This window comes from Escherichia sp. MR, from assembly GCF_005280595.1.
In the GTDB taxonomy this organism is placed as follows: Bacteria; Pseudomonadota; Gammaproteobacteria; order Enterobacterales; family Enterobacteriaceae; genus Escherichia; species Escherichia ruysiae.
This window is the reverse complement of the sequence record NZ_SZVK01000022.1, coordinates 1-17,137: the sequence shown is the minus strand read 5'-3', so window position 1 is coordinate 17,137 and position 17,137 is coordinate 1. Positions and strand designations below refer to the sequence as shown.

Here is a 17,137-nt window from a genome sequence, read left to right as displayed (position 1 = left end):
ATATGTTTAATCAGGGCTATACTTAGCACACTTCCACTGTGTGTGACTGTCTGGTCTGACTGAGACAAGTTTTCAAGGATTCGTAACGTGATTAGCGATATCAGAAAAGATGCTGAAGTACGCATGGACAAATGCGTCGAAGCGTTCAAAACCCAAATCAGCAAAATACGCACGGGTCGTGCTTCTCCCAGCCTGCTGGATGGCATTGTCGTGGAATATTACGGCACGCCGACGCCGCTGCGTCAGCTGGCAAGCGTAACGGTAGAAGATTCCCGCACTCTGAAAATCAACGTGTTTGATCGTTCAATGTCTCCGGCCGTTGAAAAAGCGATTATGGCGTCCGATCTCGGCCTGAACCCGAACTCTGCAGGTAGCGACATCCGCGTTCCGCTGCCGCCGCTGACGGAAGAACGTCGTAAAGATCTGACTAAAATCGTTCGTGGTGAAGCTGAACAGGCGCGTGTTGCAGTACGTAACGTGCGTCGTGATGCGAACGACAAAGTGAAAGCACTGTTGAAAGATAAAGAGATCAGCGAAGACGACGATCGCCGTTCTCAGGACGATGTACAGAAACTGACTGATGCTGCAATCAAGAAAATTGAAGCGGCGCTGGCAGACAAAGAAGCAGAACTGATGCAGTTCTGATTTCTTGAACGACAAAAAACGCCGCTCAGTAGATCCTTGCGGATCGGCTGGCGGCGTTTTGCTTTTTATTCTGTCTCAACTCTGGATGTTTCATGAAGCAACTCACCATTCTGGGCTCGACCGGCTCGATTGGTTGCAGCACGCTGGACGTGGTGCGCCATAATCCCGAACACTTCCGCGTAGTTGCGCTGGTGGCAGGCAAAAATGTCACTCGCATGGTAGAACAGTGCCTGGAATTCTCTCCCCGCTATGCCGTAATGGACGATGAAGCGAGTGCGAAACTTCTTAAAACGACGCTACAACAACAGGGTAGTTGCACTGAAGTCTTAAGCGGTCAGCAGGCTGCCTGCGATATGGCGGCGCTTGAAGATGTTGATCAGGTGATGGCGGCGATTGTCGGTGCTGCAGGCCTGTTACCTACGCTTGCTGCTATCCGCGCGGGTAAAACCATACTGCTGGCCAACAAAGAATCACTGGTCACCTGTGGACGTCTGTTTATGGACGCCGTAAAGCAGAGTAAAGCGCAGTTATTACCGGTCGATAGCGAACATAACGCCATTTTTCAGAGTTTACCGCAACCTATCCAGCACAATCTGGGATACGCTGACCTTGAGCAAAATGGCGTGGTGTCCATTTTACTTACCGGGTCTGGTGGCCCTTTCCGTGAGACGCCATTGCACGATTTGGCAACAATGACGCCCGATCAAGCCTGCCGTCATCCGAACTGGTCGATGGGACGTAAAATTTCTGTCGATTCGGCTACCATGATGAACAAAGGTCTGGAATACATTGAAGCGCGTTGGTTGTTTAACGCCAGTGCCAGCCAGATGGAAGTGCTGATTCACCCGCAGTCAGTGATTCACTCAATGGTGCGTTATCAGGACGGCAGCGTTCTGGCGCAACTGGGAGAACCTGATATGCGTACGCCAATTGCCCACACCATGGCATGGCCGAATCGCGTGAACTCTGGTGTGAAGGCGCTCGACTTTTGCAAACTGAGTGCTTTGACATTTGCCGCACCGGATTATGATCGCTATCCATGCCTGAAACTGGCGATGGATGCTTTCGAACAAGGCCAGGCTGCGACGACTGCATTGAATGCCGCAAACGAAATCACCGTTGCTGCGTTTCTTGCGCAACAAATCCGCTTTACGGATATCGCCGCATTGAATTTATCCGTTCTGGAAAAAATGGATATGCGCGAACCACAATGCGTGGACGATGTGTTGTCTGTCGATGCCTGTGCGCGTGACGTCGCCAGAAAAGAGGTGATGCGTCTCGCAAGCTGAGGATAATCCGGCTACAGAGAGTCGTGCTATTTGTTAGCGTAGGGCTTCAGTGATATAGTCTGCGCCATCTGATCGTAAGTAGTTGGCTTTCTAAGATCAGGTATGCCGTGGTTTTACACGGCTTTTTTTTGTATAGGCTTCAGTATTCCTGAGTACCGTAAACCCTGTCAGGGAATAAGAAACGCGTGATGTTGTCTGCTACTCAACCACTTAGCGAAAAATTGCCAGTTCATGGCTGTCGCCATGTCGCGATCATTATGGATGGCAACGGGCGCTGGGCAAAAAAGCAAGGGAAGATTCGTGCCTTTGGGCATAAAGCCGGGGCAAAATCCGTCCGCCGGGCTGTCTCTTTTGCGGCCAACAACGGTATTGAGGCGTTAACGCTGTATGCCTTTAGTAGTGAAAACTGGAACCGACCAGCGCAGGAAGTCAGTGCGTTAATGGAACTGTTTGTGTGGGCGCTTGATAGCGAAGTAAAAAGCCTGCACCGACATAATGTGCGTCTGCGTATTATTGGCGATACCAGTCGTTTTAACTCGCGTTTGCAAGAACGTATTCGTAAATCTGAAGCGTTAACTGCCGGGAATACCGGTCTGACGTTGAATATTGCGGCGAACTACGGTGGACGTTGGGATATAGTCCAGGGTGTCAGGCAACTGGCTGAAAAGGTGCAGCAAGGAAACCTGCAACCAGATCAGATAGATGAAGAGATGCTAAACCAGCATGTCTGTATGCATGAACTGGCCCCTGTAGATTTAGTAATTAGGACTGGGGGGGAGCATCGCATTAGTAACTTTTTGCTTTGGCAAATTGCCTATGCCGAACTTTACTTTACAGATGTTCTCTGGCCCGATTTCGATGAACAAGACTTTGAAGGGGCACTAAATGCCTTTGCTAATCGAGAGCGTCGTTTCGGCGGCACCGAGCCCGGTGATGAAACAGCCTGATGGGGGTCGCTTTTGCTGAAGTATCGCCTGATATCTGCTTTTGTTTTAATACCTGTCGTCATCGCGGCGCTGTTTTTATTGCCGCCGGTAGGGTTCGCTATTGTTACGCTGGTAGTCTGTATGCTGGCAGCGTGGGAATGGGGACAGCTTAGCGGTTTTACCTCTCGCTCGCAGCGGGTATGGCTGGCGGTGCTGTGCGGGTTATTGTTGGCGCTGATGCTTTTTCTGTTGCCGGAATATCACCGAAATATCCATCAACCACTGGTTGAGGTCTCACTTTGGGCTTCGCTTGGCTGGTGGGTTGCCGCGCTATTGCTGGTGTTATTCTATCCCGGTTCCGCGACAATATGGCGTAAATCCAAAACATTGCGCATTATCTTTGGCGTGCTAACCATTGTTCCCTTCTTTTGGGGCATGCTGGCGTTACGGGCCTGGCACTATGACGAGAATCATTACAGTGGCGCGATATGGTTGCTCTATGTCATGATCCTGGTCTGGGGCGCTGACTCTGGCGCATATATGTTTGGCAAATTGTTTGGCAAACATAAGCTGGCACCGAAGGTTTCTCCGGGTAAAACCTGGCAAGGCTTTATTGGCGGACTCGCGACCGCAGCGGTAATCTCATGGGGTTATGGCATGTGGGCGAATCTGGACGTTGCACCCGTCACCTTACTCATTTGCTCTATTGTCGCAGCGTTAGCTTCAGTGCTCGGCGATCTGACCGAGAGCATGTTTAAGCGTGAAGCAGGAATTAAGGACAGCGGTCATTTAATTCCAGGACATGGCGGTATTTTGGATCGTATTGATAGCCTGACGGCTGCTGTACCGGTCTTTGCTTGCCTGCTGTTGCTGGTATTCAGGACGCTTTAACGGAAGGTATTATGCTGAGTTTTCTCTGGGATTTGGCTTCGTTCATCGTTGCATTGGGTGTACTCATCACCGTGCATGAATTTGGTCATTTCTGGGTTGCCCGGCGTTGCGGTGTTCGCGTTGAGCGTTTCTCTATAGGTTTTGGTAAGGCGCTCTGGCGCCGAACTGATAAGCTAGGCACCGAATATGTCATCGCCCTGATCCCTTTGGGCGGTTATGTCAAAATGCTGGATGAGCGTGCTGAACCGGTTGTTCCGGAGCTTCGCCACCATGCCTTCAATAATAAATCTGTTGGCCAACGTGCGGCGATCATTGCCGCAGGTCCGGTTGCAAACTTCATTTTTGCTATCTTTGCTTACTGGCTGGTTTTTATCATTGGTGTGCCTGGTGTACGTCCGGTGGTTGGCGAAATAGCAGCCAATTCGATAGCTGCGCAAGCACAAATTGCACCAGGAACGGAACTAAAAGCCGTAGATGGTATCGAAACGCCTGATTGGGATGCCGTGCGTTTGCAGTTGGTCGATAAAATTGGCGATGAAAGCACCACCATTACGGTAGCGCCATTTGGCAGCGACCAACGGCGGGATGTAAAGCTCGATTTACGTCAGTGGGCGTTTGAGCCTGATAAAGAAGATCCAGTTTCTTCTTTGGGGATTCATCCCCGTGGGCCGCAAATTGAACCAGTAGTGGAAAATGTGCAGCCAAATTCGGCGGCAAACAAGGCGGGTTTGCAAGCAGGCGACAGGATCGTTAAAGTCGATGGTCAGCCATTAACGCAATGGGTGACCTTTGTGTTGCTTGTCCGGGATAATCCGGGTAAATCCTTAGCGTTGGAAATCGAAAGGCAGGGGAGTCCCTTGTCTTTGACATTAATCCCGGAGAGTAAACCGGGTAATGGTAAGGCGATTGGTTTTGTCGGTATTGAGCCGAAAGTCATTCCTCTGCCAGATGAGTATAAAGTTGTACGCCAGTATGGGCCGTTCAACGCCATCGTCGAAGCTACGGACAAAACGTGGCAGTTGATGAAGCTGACGGTCAGTATGCTGGGAAAATTGATCACCGGTGATGTGAAACTGAACAACCTCAGTGGGCCGATCTCTATCGCCAAGGGGGCTGGGATGACAGCGGAACTCGGGGTTGTTTATTATCTACCGTTTCTTGCGCTTATTAGCGTGAACTTAGGGATAATTAACCTGTTTCCGTTGCCCGTACTTGACGGGGGGCATCTGCTGTTCCTTGCGATCGAAAAGATCAAGGGCGGACCGGTATCCGAGCGGGTTCAAGACTTTTGTTATCGCATTGGCTCGATTCTGCTGGTGCTGTTAATGGGGCTTGCACTTTTCAATGATTTCTCTCGGTTATGAGAGTTAGTTAGGAAGAACGCATAATAACGATGGCGATGAAAAAGTTGCTCATAGCGTCGCTGCTGTTTAGCAGCGCCACCGTATACGGTGCTGAAGGGTTCGTAGTGAAAGATATTCATTTCGAAGGCCTTCAGCGTGTCGCCGTTGGTGCGGCCCTCCTCAGTATGCCGGTGCGCACAGGCGACACGGTTAATGATGAAGATATCAGTAATACCATTCGCGCTCTGTTTGCTACCGGCAACTTTGAGGATGTTCGTGTCCTTCGTGATGGTGATACCCTTCTGGTTCAGGTAAAAGAACGTCCGACCATTGCCAGCATCACTTTCTCCGGTAACAAATCGGTGAAAGATGACATGCTGAAGCAAAACCTCGAGGCTTCTGGCGTGCGTGTGGGCGAATCTCTTGATCGCACCACCATTGCTGATATCGAAAAAGGTCTGGAAGACTTCTACTATAGCGTCGGTAAATATAGCGCCAGCGTTAAAGCTGTCGTGACCCCGCTGCCGCGCAACCGTGTTGACCTAAAACTGGTGTTCCAGGAAGGTGTGTCAGCTGAAATCCAGCAAATTAACATTGTTGGTAACCATGCTTTCACCACCGACGAACTGATCTCTCATTTCCAACTGCGTGACGAAGTGCCGTGGTGGAACGTGGTAGGCGATCGTAAATACCAGAAACAAAAACTGGCGGGCGACCTTGAAACCCTGCGCAGCTATTATCTGGATCGCGGTTATGCCCGTTTCAACATCGACTCGACCCAGGTCAGTCTGACGCCAGATAAAAAAGGTATTTACGTCACGGTGAACATCACCGAAGGCGATCAGTACAAGCTTTCTGGGGTTGAAGTGAGCGGTAACCTTGCCGGGCACTCCGCTGAAATTGAGCAGCTAACTAAGATCGAGCCGGGCGAGCTGTATAACGGCACCAAAGTGACCAAAATGGAAGATGACATTAAAAAGCTTCTCGGTCGCTATGGTTATGCCTATCCGCGCGTACAGTCGATGCCTGAAATTAACGATGCCGACAAAACCGTTAAATTACGTGTGAACGTTGATGCGGGTAACCGTTTCTATGTGCGTAAGATCCGTTTTGAAGGTAACGATACCTCGAAAGATGCCGTCCTGCGTCGCGAAATGCGTCAGATGGAAGGTGCATGGCTGGGTAGCGATCTGGTCGATCAGGGTAAGGAGCGTCTGAATCGTCTTGGCTTCTTTGAAACGGTCGATACCGATACCCAACGTGTTCCGGGTAGCCCGGACCAGGTTGATGTAGTCTACAAGGTGAAAGAACGTAACACCGGTAGCTTCAACTTCGGTATTGGTTACGGTACTGAAAGTGGCGTGAGCTTCCAGGCTGGCGTGCAACAGGATAACTGGTTAGGTACGGGTTATGCCGTTGGTATCAACGGAACCAAAAACGATTACCAGACCTATGCTGAACTGTCGGTAACCAACCCGTACTTCACCGTAGATGGCGTAAGCCTCGGTGGCCGTCTCTTCTATAATGACTTCCAGGCAGATGACGCCGACCTGTCCGACTATACCAACAAGAGTTATGGTACAGACGTGACGTTGGGCTTCCCGATCAACGAATACAACTCGCTGCGTGCAGGTCTGGGTTATGTACATAACTCCCTGTCCAACATGCAGCCGCAGGTTGCGATGTGGCGTTATCTGTACTCTATGGGTGAACATCCGAGCACCTCTGATCAGGATAACAGCTTCAAAACGGACGACTTCACGTTCAACTATGGTTGGACCTATAACAAGCTTGACCGTGGTTATTTCCCGACAGATGGTTCACGTGTCAACCTGACCGGTAAAGTGACCATTCCGGGATCGGATAACGAATACTACAAAGTGACGTTAGACACGGCGACCTATGTACCGATCGACGACGATCACAAATGGGTTGTTCTGGGTCGTACCCGCTGGGGTTATGGTGATGGTTTAGGCGGCAAAGAGATGCCGTTCTACGAGAACTTCTATGCTGGTGGTTCCAGCACCGTGCGTGGCTTCCAGTCCAACACCATCGGTCCAAAAGCGGTTTACTTCCCGCATCAGGCCAGTAATTATGACCCAGACTATGATTACGAATGTGCGACTCAGGACGGAGCGAAAGACCTGTGTAAATCGGATGATGCTGTAGGCGGTAACGCCATGGCGGTTGCCAGCCTCGAACTCATCACCCCGACGCCGTTCATTAGCGACAAGTATGCTAACTCTGTTCGTACTTCCTTCTTCTGGGATATGGGCACCGTTTGGGATACAAACTGGGATTCCAGCCAATATTCTGGATATCCGGACTATAGTGATCCAAGCAATATCCGTATGTCTGCGGGTATCGCATTACAATGGATGTCCCCATTGGGGCCGTTGGTGTTCTCCTACGCCCAGCCGTTCAAAAAGTACGATGGAGACAAGGCAGAACAGTTCCAGTTTAACATTGGTAAAACCTGGTAAGTGTTCTCCACAAAGGAATGTAGTGGTAGTGTAGCGATGACTTTAGGCGATCAATATAAGATCGCCGGGCCACGCAAAGAACTGCACCCTCCGGTGCAAATGGGATGGTAAGGAGTTTATTGTGAAAAAGTGGTTATTAGCTGCAGGTCTCGGTTTAGCACTGGCAACTTCTGCTCAGGCGGCTGACAAAATTGCAATCGTCAATATGGGCAGCCTGTTCCAGCAGGTAGCACAGAAAACCGGTGTTTCTAACACGCTGGAAAATGAGTTCAAAGGCCGTGCCAGCGAACTGCAGCGTATGGAAACCGATCTGCAAGCTAAAATGAAAAAGCTGCAGTCTATGAAAGCCGGTAGTGATCGTACTAAGCTGGAAAAAGACGTGATGGCTCAGCGCCAGACTTTTGCTCAGAAAGCGCAGGCTTTTGAGCAGGATCGCGCACGTCGTTCCAACGAAGAACGCGGCAAACTGGTTACTCGTATCCAGACTGCTGTGAAATCCGTTGCCAACAGCCAGGATATCGACCTGGTTGTTGATGCAAACGCCGTTGCTTACAACAGCAGCGATGTAAAAGACATCACTGCCGACGTACTGAAACAGGTTAAATAAGTAATGCCTTCAATTCGACTGGCTGATTTAGCGCAGCAGTTGGATGCAGAACTACACGGTGATGGCGATATCGTCATCACCGGCGTTGCGTCCATGCAATCTGCACAAACAGGTCACATCACGTTCATGGTTAACCCAAAATACCGTGAGCATTTAGGCTTGTGCCAGGCGTCTGCGGTTGTCATGACCCAGGACGATCTTCCTTTCGCGAAAAGTGCCGCGCTGGTAGTGAAGAATCCCTACCTGACTTACGCGCGCATGGCGCAAATTTTAGATACCACGCCACAGCCCGCGCAGAACATTGCACCCAGTGCAGTGATCGATGCAACGGCGAAGCTGGGTAACAACGTCTCAATTGGTGCTAACGCGGTGATTGAGTCCGGCGTTGAGCTGGGCGATAACGTGATTATCGGTGCCGGTTGCTTCGTTGGTAAAAATAGCAAAATCGGCGCAGGTTCGCGCCTTTGGGCGAACGTAACCATTTACCACGAGATCCAGATCGGTCAGAATTGCTTGATTCAATCCGGAACGGTGGTAGGTGCGGACGGCTTTGGCTATGCCAACGATCGTGGTAACTGGGTGAAGATCCCTCAGATTGGTCGCGTGATTATTGGCGATCGCGTGGAGATCGGCGCCTGTACTACCATCGATCGCGGTGCGCTGGATGACACCATTATCGGCAATGGCGTGATCATTGATAACCAGTGCCAGATTGCACATAACGTCGTGATTGGCGACAATACGGCGGTTGCCGGTGGCGTCATTATGGCGGGCAGCCTGAAAATTGGTCGTTACTGCATGATCGGCGGTGCCAGCGTAATCAACGGGCATATGGAAATATGCGATAAAGTGACGGTTACGGGCATGGGGATGGTGATGCGTCCCATCACTGAACCTGGCGTCTATTCCTCAGGCATTCCGCTGCAACCCAACAAAGTCTGGCGCAAAACCGCTGCACTGGTGATGAACATTGATGATATGAGCAAGCGTCTGAAATCGCTTGAGCGCAAGGTTAATCAACAAGACTAACGTTCCATCTTTTGTTCGCCAAACTTTACGGCCTGTCTCATTCTTACGATTGCGGCAGGCCGTGTTATTATTGTCGTTTCTTATATTTTGACAGGAAGAGTATCTTGACTACTAACACTCATACTCTGCAGATTGAAGAGATTTTAGAACTTCTGCCGCACCGTTTCCCGTTCTTATTGGTGGATCGCGTGCTGGATTTTGAAGAAGGTCGTTTTCTGCGCGCAGTAAAAAATGTCTCTGTCAATGAGCCATTCTTCCAGGGCCATTTCCCTGGAAAACCGATTTTCCCGGGTGTGCTGATTCTGGAAGCAATGGCACAGGCAACAGGTATTCTGGCGTTTAAAAGCGTAGGAAAACTGGAACCGGGTGAGCTGTACTACTTCGCTGGTATTGACGAAGCGCGCTTTAAGCGCCCGGTCGTGCCAGGCGATCAAATGATCATGGAAGTCACTTTCGAAAAAACGCGCCGTGGCCTGACCCGCTTTAAAGGGGTTGCTCTGGTCGACGGTAAAGTAGTTTGCGAAGCAACGATGATGTGTGCTCGTAGCCGGGAGGCCTGATACGTGATTGATAAATCCGCCTTTGTGCATCCAACCGCCATTGTGGAAGAGGGCGCGTCGATTGGTGCCAACGTTCACATTGGTCCTTTTTGTATCGTTGGACCCCATGTTGAAATTGGTGAGGGGACCGTACTGAAATCTCACGTTGTCGTGAATGGCCATACTAAAATTGGTCGCGACAATGTGATTTATCAGTTCGCCTCCATCGGCGAAGTTAACCAGGATCTGAAATATGCTGGTGAACCGACCCGTGTGGAAATCGGCGATCGTAACCGCATTCGCGAAAGCGTCACCATTCATCGTGGCACAGTCCAGGGCGGTGGATTGACGAAGGTGGGCAGCGACAACTTACTGATGATCAATGCGCACATTGCGCACGATTGTACGGTAGGTAACCGCTGTATTCTCGCCAACAACGCAACGCTGGCGGGGCACGTATCGGTAGATGACTTCGCGATCATCGGCGGCATGACCGCAGTCCATCAGTTCTGCATCATTGGTGCGCACGTGATGGTTGGCGGTTGCTCCGGTGTGGCGCAGGACGTCCCTCCTTATGTCATTGCGCAGGGTAACCACGCAACGCCGTTCGGTGTCAACATCGAAGGGCTGAAGCGTCGCGGTTTTAGCCGTGAGGCGATTACTGCTATCCGCAATGCGTATAAGCTGATTTATCGCAGCGGTAAAACGCTCGATGAAGTGAAACCGGAAATTGCTGAACTGGCGGAAACTTATCCGGAAGTGAAAGCGTTTACCGATTTCTTTGCACGCTCAACGCGCGGTCTGATTCGTTAATGGCTGAACAGCGTCCATTAACGATTGCCCTGGTCGCCGGAGAAACCTCCGGCGATATCCTGGGAGCCGGTTTAATCCGCGCTCTGAAAGAACGTGTGCCCAACGTCCGCTTTGTTGGTGTTGCCGGGCCACGGATGCAGGCTGAAGGCTGCGAAGCCTGGTACGAAATGGAAGAGCTGGCGGTGATGGGCATTGTGGAAGTGCTCGGCCGTTTGCGTCGCTTACTGTATATTCGTGCCGATTTGACAAAGCGTTTTGGTGAACTGAAGCCAGATGTTTTTGTCGGCATTGATGCGCCTGATTTCAACATTACCCTCGAAGGTAACCTCAAAAAGCAGGGTATCAAAACCATTCATTACGTCAGTCCGTCCGTCTGGGCGTGGCGACAGAAACGCGTTTTCAAAATAGGCAGAGCCACCGATCTGGTGCTCGCATTTCTGCCTTTCGAAAAAGCGTTTTATGACAAATACAACGTGCCGTGTCGTTTTATCGGTCACACCATGGCTGATGCCATGCCGTTAGATCCAGATAAAAACGCCGCCCGTGATGTGTTGGGGATCCCCCATGATGCCCACTGCCTGGCGTTGCTGCCTGGCAGTCGTGGTGCGGAAGTTGAGATGCTTAGTGCCGATTTCCTGAAAACGGCTCAGCTTTTGCGCCAGACATATCCCGATCTTGAGATTGTGGTGCCGCTGGTGAATGCCAAACGCCGCGAGCAGTTTGAACGCATCAAAGCTGAAGTTGCGCCAGACCTTGCTGTTCATCTCTTAGATGGATTGGGGCGTGAGGCGATGGTGGCAAGCGATGCGGCGCTACTGGCGTCGGGTACGGCAGCACTGGAGTGTATGCTGGCGAAATGCCCGATGGTGGTGGGATATCGCATGAAGCCTTTCACCTTCTGGCTGGCGAAGCGACTGGTGAAAACTGATTATGTCTCTCTACCCAATTTGCTGGCGGGCAGAGAGTTAGTCAAAGAGTTATTGCAGGAAGAGTGTGAGCCGCAAAAACTGGCAGAGGCGTTGTTACCGCTGTTGGCGAACGGGAAAACCAGCCACGCGATGCACGACACCTTCCGCGAACTGCATCAGCAGATCCGCTGCAATGCCGATGAGCAGGCGGCACAAGCCGTTCTGGAGTTAGCACAATGATCGAATTTGTTTATCCGCACACGCAGCTCGTTGCGGGTGTGGATGAAGTCGGACGTGGGCCGTTGGTTGGCGCGGTTGTCACCGCTGCCGTAATCCTCGACCCGGCGCGCCCGATTGTCGGGCTGAATGATTCCAAAAAGCTGAGCGAAAAACGCCGTCTGGCGTTGTATGAAGAGATTAAAGAGAAAGCGTTAAGCTGGAGTCTGGGTCGCGTGGAACCTCATGAAATCGACGAACTGAATATTCTACACGCGACCATGCTGGCGATGCAGCGTGCGGTTGCGGGACTGCATATCGTCCCGGAATATGTGTTGATTGATGGTAACCGCTGTCCGAAATTACCGATGCCGTCGATGGCTGTAGTTAAAGGCGACAGCCGCGTGCCGGAAATCAGTGCGGCGTCTATTCTGGCGAAAGTGACGCGCGACGCTGAAATGGCGGCGCTGGACATCGTTTATCCACAATATGGCTTTGCCCAACACAAAGGGTATCCAACAGCTTTTCATCTTGAAAAACTGGCTGAACACGGCGCGACCGAACACCATCGGCGCAGCTTTGGCCCTGTCAAACGCGCACTGGGACTTGCGTCCTGATTCTTGTGTCGAGATTAAGTAAACCGGAATCTGAAGATGTCTGAACCACGTTTCGTTCACCTGCGGGTGCACAGCGACTACTCGATGATCGATGGCCTGGCAAAAACCGCGCCGCTGGTAAAAAAGGCGGCGGCGTTGGGTATGCCTGCACTGGCGATCACCGATTTCACCAACCTTTGCGGTCTGGTGAAGTTCTACGGAGCGGGACATGGCGCGGGGATTAAGCCCATCGTCGGGGCGGATTTTAATGTCCAGTGCGACCTGTTGGGGGATGAGTTAACTCACCTGACGGTACTGGCGGCGAACAATACCGGCTATCAGAATCTGACGTTGCTGATCTCAAAAGCGTATCAGCGCGGGTACGGTGCTGCCGGGCCGATCATCGATCGCGACTGGCTAATCGAATTAAACGAAGGGCTGATCCTCCTTTCCGGTGGGCGCATGGGCGATGTCGGACGCAGCCTTTTGCGTGGTAACAGCACGCTGGTAGATGAGTGCGTTGCGTTTTATGAAGAACACTTCCCGGATCGCTATTTTCTCGAACTGATCCGCACCGGCAGGCCGGACGAAGAAAGCTATCTGCACGCGGCGGTAGAACTGGCGGAAGCGCGCGGTTTGCCCGTCGTGGCGACCAACGACGTGCGCTTTATCGACAGCAGCGACTTTGACGCGCATGAAATCCGCGTCGCTATCCACGACGGCTTTACCCTGGATGATCCTAAACGCCCGCGTAACTATTCGCCGCAGCAATATATGCGTAGCGAAGAGGAGATGTGCGAGCTGTTTGCCGACATCCCCGAAGCCCTTGCCAACACCGTTGAGATCGCCAAACGCTGTAACGTAACTGTGCGTCTTGGTGAATACTTCCTGCCACAGTTCCCGACCGGGGACATGAGCACCGAAGATTATCTGGTCAAGCGCGCAAAAGAAGGGCTGGAAGAGCGTCTGGCATTTTTATTCCCTGACGAGGAAGAGCGTCTTAAGCGTCGCCCGGAATATGACGAACGTCTGGATACTGAACTTCAGGTTATCAACCAGATGGGCTTCCCCGGCTACTTCCTCATCGTTATGGAATTTATCCAGTGGTCGAAAGATAACGGCGTACCGGTAGGGCCAGGCCGTGGCTCCGGTGCGGGTTCACTGGTGGCTTATGCGCTGAAAATCACCGACCTCGATCCACTGGAATTTGACCTGCTGTTCGAACGTTTCCTTAACCCGGAACGTGTCTCCATGCCTGACTTTGACGTTGACTTCTGTATGGAGAAACGCGACCAGGTTATCGAACACGTGGCGGACATGTATGGTCGTGATGCGGTATCGCAGATCATCACCTTCGGTACGATGGCGGCAAAAGCGGTGATCCGCGACGTAGGTCGCGTGCTAGGGCATCCATATGGCTTTGTCGATCGTATCTCGAAACTGATCCCGCTCGATCCGGGGATGACGCTGGCGAAAGCGTTTGAAGCTGAACCGCAACTGCCAGAAATCTACGAAGCGGATGAAGAAGTTAAGGCGCTCATCGACATGGCGCGCAAGCTGGAAGGGGTCACCCGTAACGCTGGTAAACACGCCGGTGGGGTGGTTATCGCGCCGACCAAAATTACCGATTTTGCGCCGCTTTATTGCGATGAAGAGGGCAAACATCCAGTCACTCAATTTGATAAAAGCGACGTTGAATATGCCGGGCTGGTGAAGTTCGACTTCCTTGGTTTGCGTACGCTCACCATCATCAACTGGGCGCTGGAGATGATCAACAAGCGGCGAGCGAAGAATGGCGAGCCGCCGCTGGATATCGCTGCGATCCCGCTGGATGACAAGAAAAGTTTTGACATGCTGCAACGCTCGGAAACCACGGCGGTATTCCAGCTTGAATCGCGCGGCATGAAAGACCTGATCAAGCGTCTGCAACCTGACTGCTTCGAAGATATGATCGCACTGGTGGCACTGTTCCGCCCCGGCCCGTTGCAATCAGGGATGGTGGATAACTTTATCGACCGTAAACATGGTCGCGAAGAAATCTCCTATCCGGACGTACAGTGGCAGCATGAAAGCCTGAAACCGGTACTGGAGCCAACCTACGGCATCATCCTGTATCAGGAACAGGTCATGCAGATTGCGCAGGTGCTTTCTGGTTATACCCTCGGTGGCGCGGATATGCTGCGCCGTGCGATGGGTAAGAAAAAGCCGGAAGAGATGGCTAAGCAGCGTTCTGTATTTGCTGAAGGTGCAGAAAAGAACGGGATCAACGCCGAACTGGCGATGAAAATCTTCGACCTGGTGGAGAAATTCGCCGGTTACGGATTTAACAAATCGCACTCCGCAGCCTATGCTTTGGTGTCATATCAAACGTTATGGCTGAAGGCGCACTATCCGGCGGAGTTTATGGCGGCGGTAATGACCGCCGATATGGACAACACCGAGAAGGTGGTTGGCCTGGTGGATGAGTGCTGGCGGATGGGGCTGAAAATCCTGCCGCCGGATATAAACTCCGGTCTTTACCATTTCCACGTCAACGACGACGGCGAAATCGTGTATGGTATTGGCGCCATCAAAGGGGTAGGTGAGGGGCCAATTGAGGCAATCATCGAAGCCCGAAATAAAGGTGGTTACTTCCGCGAGCTTTTTGATCTCTGCGCCCGTACCGACACGAAAAAGTTGAACCGGCGAGTGCTGGAAAAACTGATCATGTCCGGGGCGTTTGACCGTCTGGGGCCACACCGTGCGGCGCTGATGAACTCGCTGGGCGATGCGTTAAAAGCGGCAGATCAACACGCGAAAGCAGAAGCCATCGGCCAGGCCGATATGTTTGGCGTACTGGCGGAAGAGCCTGAGCAAATTGAACAATCCTACGCCAGCTGCCAACCGTGGCCGGAGCAGGTGGTGTTAGATGGGGAACGTGAAACGTTAGGTCTGTACCTGACGGGACACCCTATCAACCAGTATTTAAAAGAGATTGAGCGTTATGTCGGAGGCGTAAGGCTGAAAGACATGCACCCGACAGAACGTGGTAAAGTCACCACGGCTGCGGGGCTCGTTATTGCCGCGCGGGTTATGGTCACCAAGCGCGGCAATCGTATCGGTATCTGCACGCTGGATGACCGTTCCGGGCGCCTGGAAGTCATGTTGTTTACTGACGCCCTGGATAAATACCAGCAATTGCTGGAAAAAGACCGCATACTTATCGTCAGCGGACAGGTCAGCTTTGATGACTTCAGCGGTGGGCTTAAAATGACCGCTCGCGAAGTGATGGATATTGACGAAGCCCGGGAAAAATATGCTCGCGGGCTTGCTATCTCGCTGACGGACAGGCAAATTGATGACCAGCTTTTAAACCGACTCCGTCAGTCTCTGGAACCCCACCGCTCTGGGACAATTCCAGTACATCTCTACTATCAGAGGGCGGATGCACGTGCGCGGTTGCGTTTTGGCGCGACGTGGCGTGTCTCTCCGAGCGATCGTTTATTAAACGATCTCCGTGGCCTCATTGGTTCGGAGCAGGTGGAACTGGAGTTTGACTAATACAGGAATACTATGAGTCTGAATTTCCTTGATTTTGAACAGCCGATTGCAGAGCTGGAAGCGAAAATCGATTCTCTGACTGCGGTTAGCCGCCAGGATGAGAAACTGGATATTAACATCGATGAAGAAGTGCATCGTCTGCGTGAAAAAAGCGTAGAACTGACGCGTAAAATCTTCGCCGATCTCGGTGCATGGCAAATTGCGCAACTGGCTCGCCATCCACAGCGTCCTTATACCCTGGATTACGTTCGCCTGGCATTTGATGAATTTGACGAACTGGCAGGTGACCGCGCGTATGCAGATGACAAAGCTATCGTCGGTGGCATCGCACGTCTTGATGGTCGTCCGGTGATGATTATTGGTCACCAGAAAGGTCGTGAAACCAAAGAGAAAATTCGCCGTAATTTTGGTATGCCAGCGCCAGAAGGTTACCGCAAAGCACTGCGTCTGATGCAAATGGCTGAACGCTTTAAGATGCCAATCATCACCTTTATCGACACACCGGGGGCATATCCGGGCGTGGGCGCAGAAGAGCGTGGTCAGTCAGAAGCCATCGCACGCAACCTGCGTGAGATGTCTCGCCTTAGCGTACCGACTATTTGTACCGTTATTGGTGAAGGTGGTTCTGGTGGCGCGCTGGCGATTGGCGTGGGCGATAAAGTGAATATGCTGCAATACAGCACCTATTCTGTTATCTCGCCGGAAGGTTGTGCGTCCATTCTGTGGAAGAGCGCCGATAAAGCGCCGCTGGCGGCTGAAGCGATGGGCATCATCGCTCCGCGTCTGAAAGAACTGAAATTGATCGACTCCATCATCCCGGAACCGCTGGGCGGCGCTCACCGTAACCCGGAAGCGATGGCGGCGTCTTTGAAAGCGCAACTGCTGGCGGATCTGGCCGATCTCGACGTGTTAAGCACTGAAGATTTAAAAAATCGTCGTTATCAGCGCCTGATGAGCTACGGCTACGCGTAATCAGCAAATGTTCTGAAAAGGGTCACTTCGGTGACCTTTTTTGTATGTAGTTTATTTAGTCATATTATAAATACATTTAGATAATCTCACTTTCATTTTCCCCATCCCAAAAATTCTTGAACTCATGTTGATAACTCCGATTTCGGAGGCATATACCAATATACACAGTGGTTAAAAATAATATAAATTTATCAGGCTCATAGAATTTTTAAGGATAAAATATGAAAGCAATTTTAGGATTTGATCGTCTTCTTATGCCGCGTGGGTGATGCTGCCAACTTACTGATTTAGTGTATGATGGTGTTTTTGAGGTGCTCCAGTGGCTTCTGTTTCTATCAGC

General features: G+C 51.5%; 14 protein-coding genes. All 14 read left to right on the top strand.

What is annotated here, in order from left to right:
* The first annotated feature begins 87 nt into the window (after positions 1–87).
* The 14 genes from frr (at position 88) to accA (ending at position 16,797) form a co-directional block, all read left to right on the top strand.
* Positions 88–645: a ribosome recycling factor gene (gene frr, locus FC814_RS11625; protein WP_000622418.1), complete on the top strand. Its 558-nt coding sequence runs from the start codon at positions 88–90 to the stop codon at positions 643–645.
* A 92-nt stretch (positions 646–737) separates the two neighbouring features.
* Positions 738–1,934, top strand: coding sequence for a 1-deoxy-D-xylulose-5-phosphate reductoisomerase (gene ispC, locus FC814_RS11620; RefSeq protein WP_000811945.1), 1,197 nt, complete (start codon positions 738–740; stop codon positions 1,932–1,934).
* 188 nt (positions 1,935–2,122) lie between these two features.
* Positions 2,123–2,881, top strand: coding sequence for a (2E,6E)-farnesyl-diphosphate-specific ditrans,polycis-undecaprenyl-diphosphate synthase (gene ispU, locus FC814_RS11615; protein WP_001517776.1), 759 nt, complete (start codon positions 2,123–2,125; stop codon positions 2,879–2,881).
* A gap of 12 nt (positions 2,882–2,893) precedes the next feature.
* Positions 2,894–3,751 carry a phosphatidate cytidylyltransferase gene (cdsA, locus tag FC814_RS11610; RefSeq protein WP_032224486.1) on the top strand — a complete coding sequence of 286 codons (858 nt, stop codon included), beginning with the start codon at positions 2,894–2,896 and terminating at the stop codon, positions 3,749–3,751.
* A gap of 11 nt (positions 3,752–3,762) precedes the next feature.
* Complete coding sequence (gene rseP / locus FC814_RS11605) at positions 3,763–5,115, top strand: sigma E protease regulator RseP (RefSeq protein ID WP_137325966.1); 1,353 nt, start codon at positions 3,763–3,765, stop codon at positions 5,113–5,115.
* Between the two features lie 29 nt (positions 5,116–5,144).
* Positions 5,145–7,577: an outer membrane protein assembly factor BamA gene (gene bamA / locus FC814_RS11600; protein ID WP_001240898.1), complete on the top strand. Its 2,433-nt coding sequence runs from the start codon at positions 5,145–5,147 to the stop codon at positions 7,575–7,577.
* 121 nt (positions 7,578–7,698) lie between these two features.
* Entirely contained in the window at positions 7,699–8,184 is a 486-nt protein-coding gene (gene skp, locus FC814_RS11595) for a molecular chaperone Skp (protein ID WP_000758956.1), read from the top strand.
* Positions 8,185–8,187: 3 nt separating this feature from the next.
* On the top strand, positions 8,188–9,213 hold the full coding sequence (gene lpxD / locus FC814_RS11590; protein WP_001139279.1) for a UDP-3-O-(3-hydroxymyristoyl)glucosamine N-acyltransferase: 1,026 nt from the start codon (positions 8,188–8,190) through the stop codon (positions 9,211–9,213).
* A 104-nt stretch (positions 9,214–9,317) separates the two neighbouring features.
* Positions 9,318–9,773, top strand: coding sequence for a 3-hydroxyacyl-ACP dehydratase FabZ (fabZ, locus tag FC814_RS11585; protein ID WP_000210739.1), 456 nt, complete (start codon positions 9,318–9,320; stop codon positions 9,771–9,773).
* A gap of 3 nt (positions 9,774–9,776) precedes the next feature.
* Positions 9,777–10,565 (top strand): acyl-ACP--UDP-N-acetylglucosamine O-acyltransferase, encoded by a 789-nt coding sequence (gene lpxA / locus FC814_RS11580; protein WP_137325965.1) that lies wholly within the window; start codon positions 9,777–9,779, stop codon positions 10,563–10,565.
* The gene (gene lpxB / locus FC814_RS11575) at positions 10,565–11,713 is read left to right on the top strand and encodes a lipid-A-disaccharide synthase (protein WP_137325964.1); all 1,149 of its coding nucleotides are present in this window, start codon (positions 10,565–10,567) and stop codon (positions 11,711–11,713) included. The genes lpxA and lpxB overlap by 1 nt, the downstream gene beginning before the upstream one ends.
* Positions 11,710–12,306: a ribonuclease HII gene (rnhB, locus tag FC814_RS11570; RefSeq protein ID WP_137325963.1), complete on the top strand. Its 597-nt coding sequence runs from the start codon at positions 11,710–11,712 to the stop codon at positions 12,304–12,306. The genes lpxB and rnhB overlap by 4 nt, the downstream gene beginning before the upstream one ends.
* A 36-nt stretch (positions 12,307–12,342) precedes the next feature.
* Positions 12,343–15,825: a DNA polymerase III subunit alpha gene (dnaE, locus tag FC814_RS11565; protein WP_137325962.1), complete on the top strand. Its 3,483-nt coding sequence runs from the start codon at positions 12,343–12,345 to the stop codon at positions 15,823–15,825.
* A 12-nt stretch (positions 15,826–15,837) separates the two neighbouring features.
* On the top strand, positions 15,838–16,797 hold the full coding sequence (accA, locus tag FC814_RS11560) for an acetyl-CoA carboxylase carboxyl transferase subunit alpha (protein WP_000055746.1): 960 nt from the start codon (positions 15,838–15,840) through the stop codon (positions 16,795–16,797).
* The last annotated feature ends 340 nt before the right edge of the window (positions 16,798–17,137 follow it).

Excerpts from the sequence above, each read along its gene's own strand:
- bamA (WP_001240898.1), top strand. The coding sequence starts at position 5,145 with ATGGCGATGAAAAAGTTGCTCATAGCGTCGCTGCTGTTTAGCAGCGCC.
- ispU (WP_001517776.1), top strand. The coding sequence starts at position 2,123 with ATGTTGTCTGCTACTCAACCACTTAGCGAAAAATTGCCAGTTCATGGC.
- rseP (WP_137325966.1), top strand. The coding sequence starts at position 3,763 with ATGCTGAGTTTTCTCTGGGATTTGGCTTCGTTCATCGTTGCATTGGGT.
- rnhB (WP_137325963.1), top strand. The coding sequence starts at position 11,710 with ATGATCGAATTTGTTTATCCGCACACGCAGCTCGTTGCGGGTGTGGAT.
- ispC (WP_000811945.1), top strand. The coding sequence starts at position 738 with ATGAAGCAACTCACCATTCTGGGCTCGACCGGCTCGATTGGTTGCAGC.
- lpxB (WP_137325964.1), top strand. The coding sequence starts at position 10,565 with ATGGCTGAACAGCGTCCATTAACGATTGCCCTGGTCGCCGGAGAAACC.
- accA (WP_000055746.1), top strand. The coding sequence starts at position 15,838 with ATGAGTCTGAATTTCCTTGATTTTGAACAGCCGATTGCAGAGCTGGAA.
- lpxD (WP_001139279.1), top strand. The coding sequence starts at position 8,188 with ATGCCTTCAATTCGACTGGCTGATTTAGCGCAGCAGTTGGATGCAGAA.
- dnaE (WP_137325962.1), top strand. The coding sequence starts at position 12,343 with ATGTCTGAACCACGTTTCGTTCACCTGCGGGTGCACAGCGACTACTCG.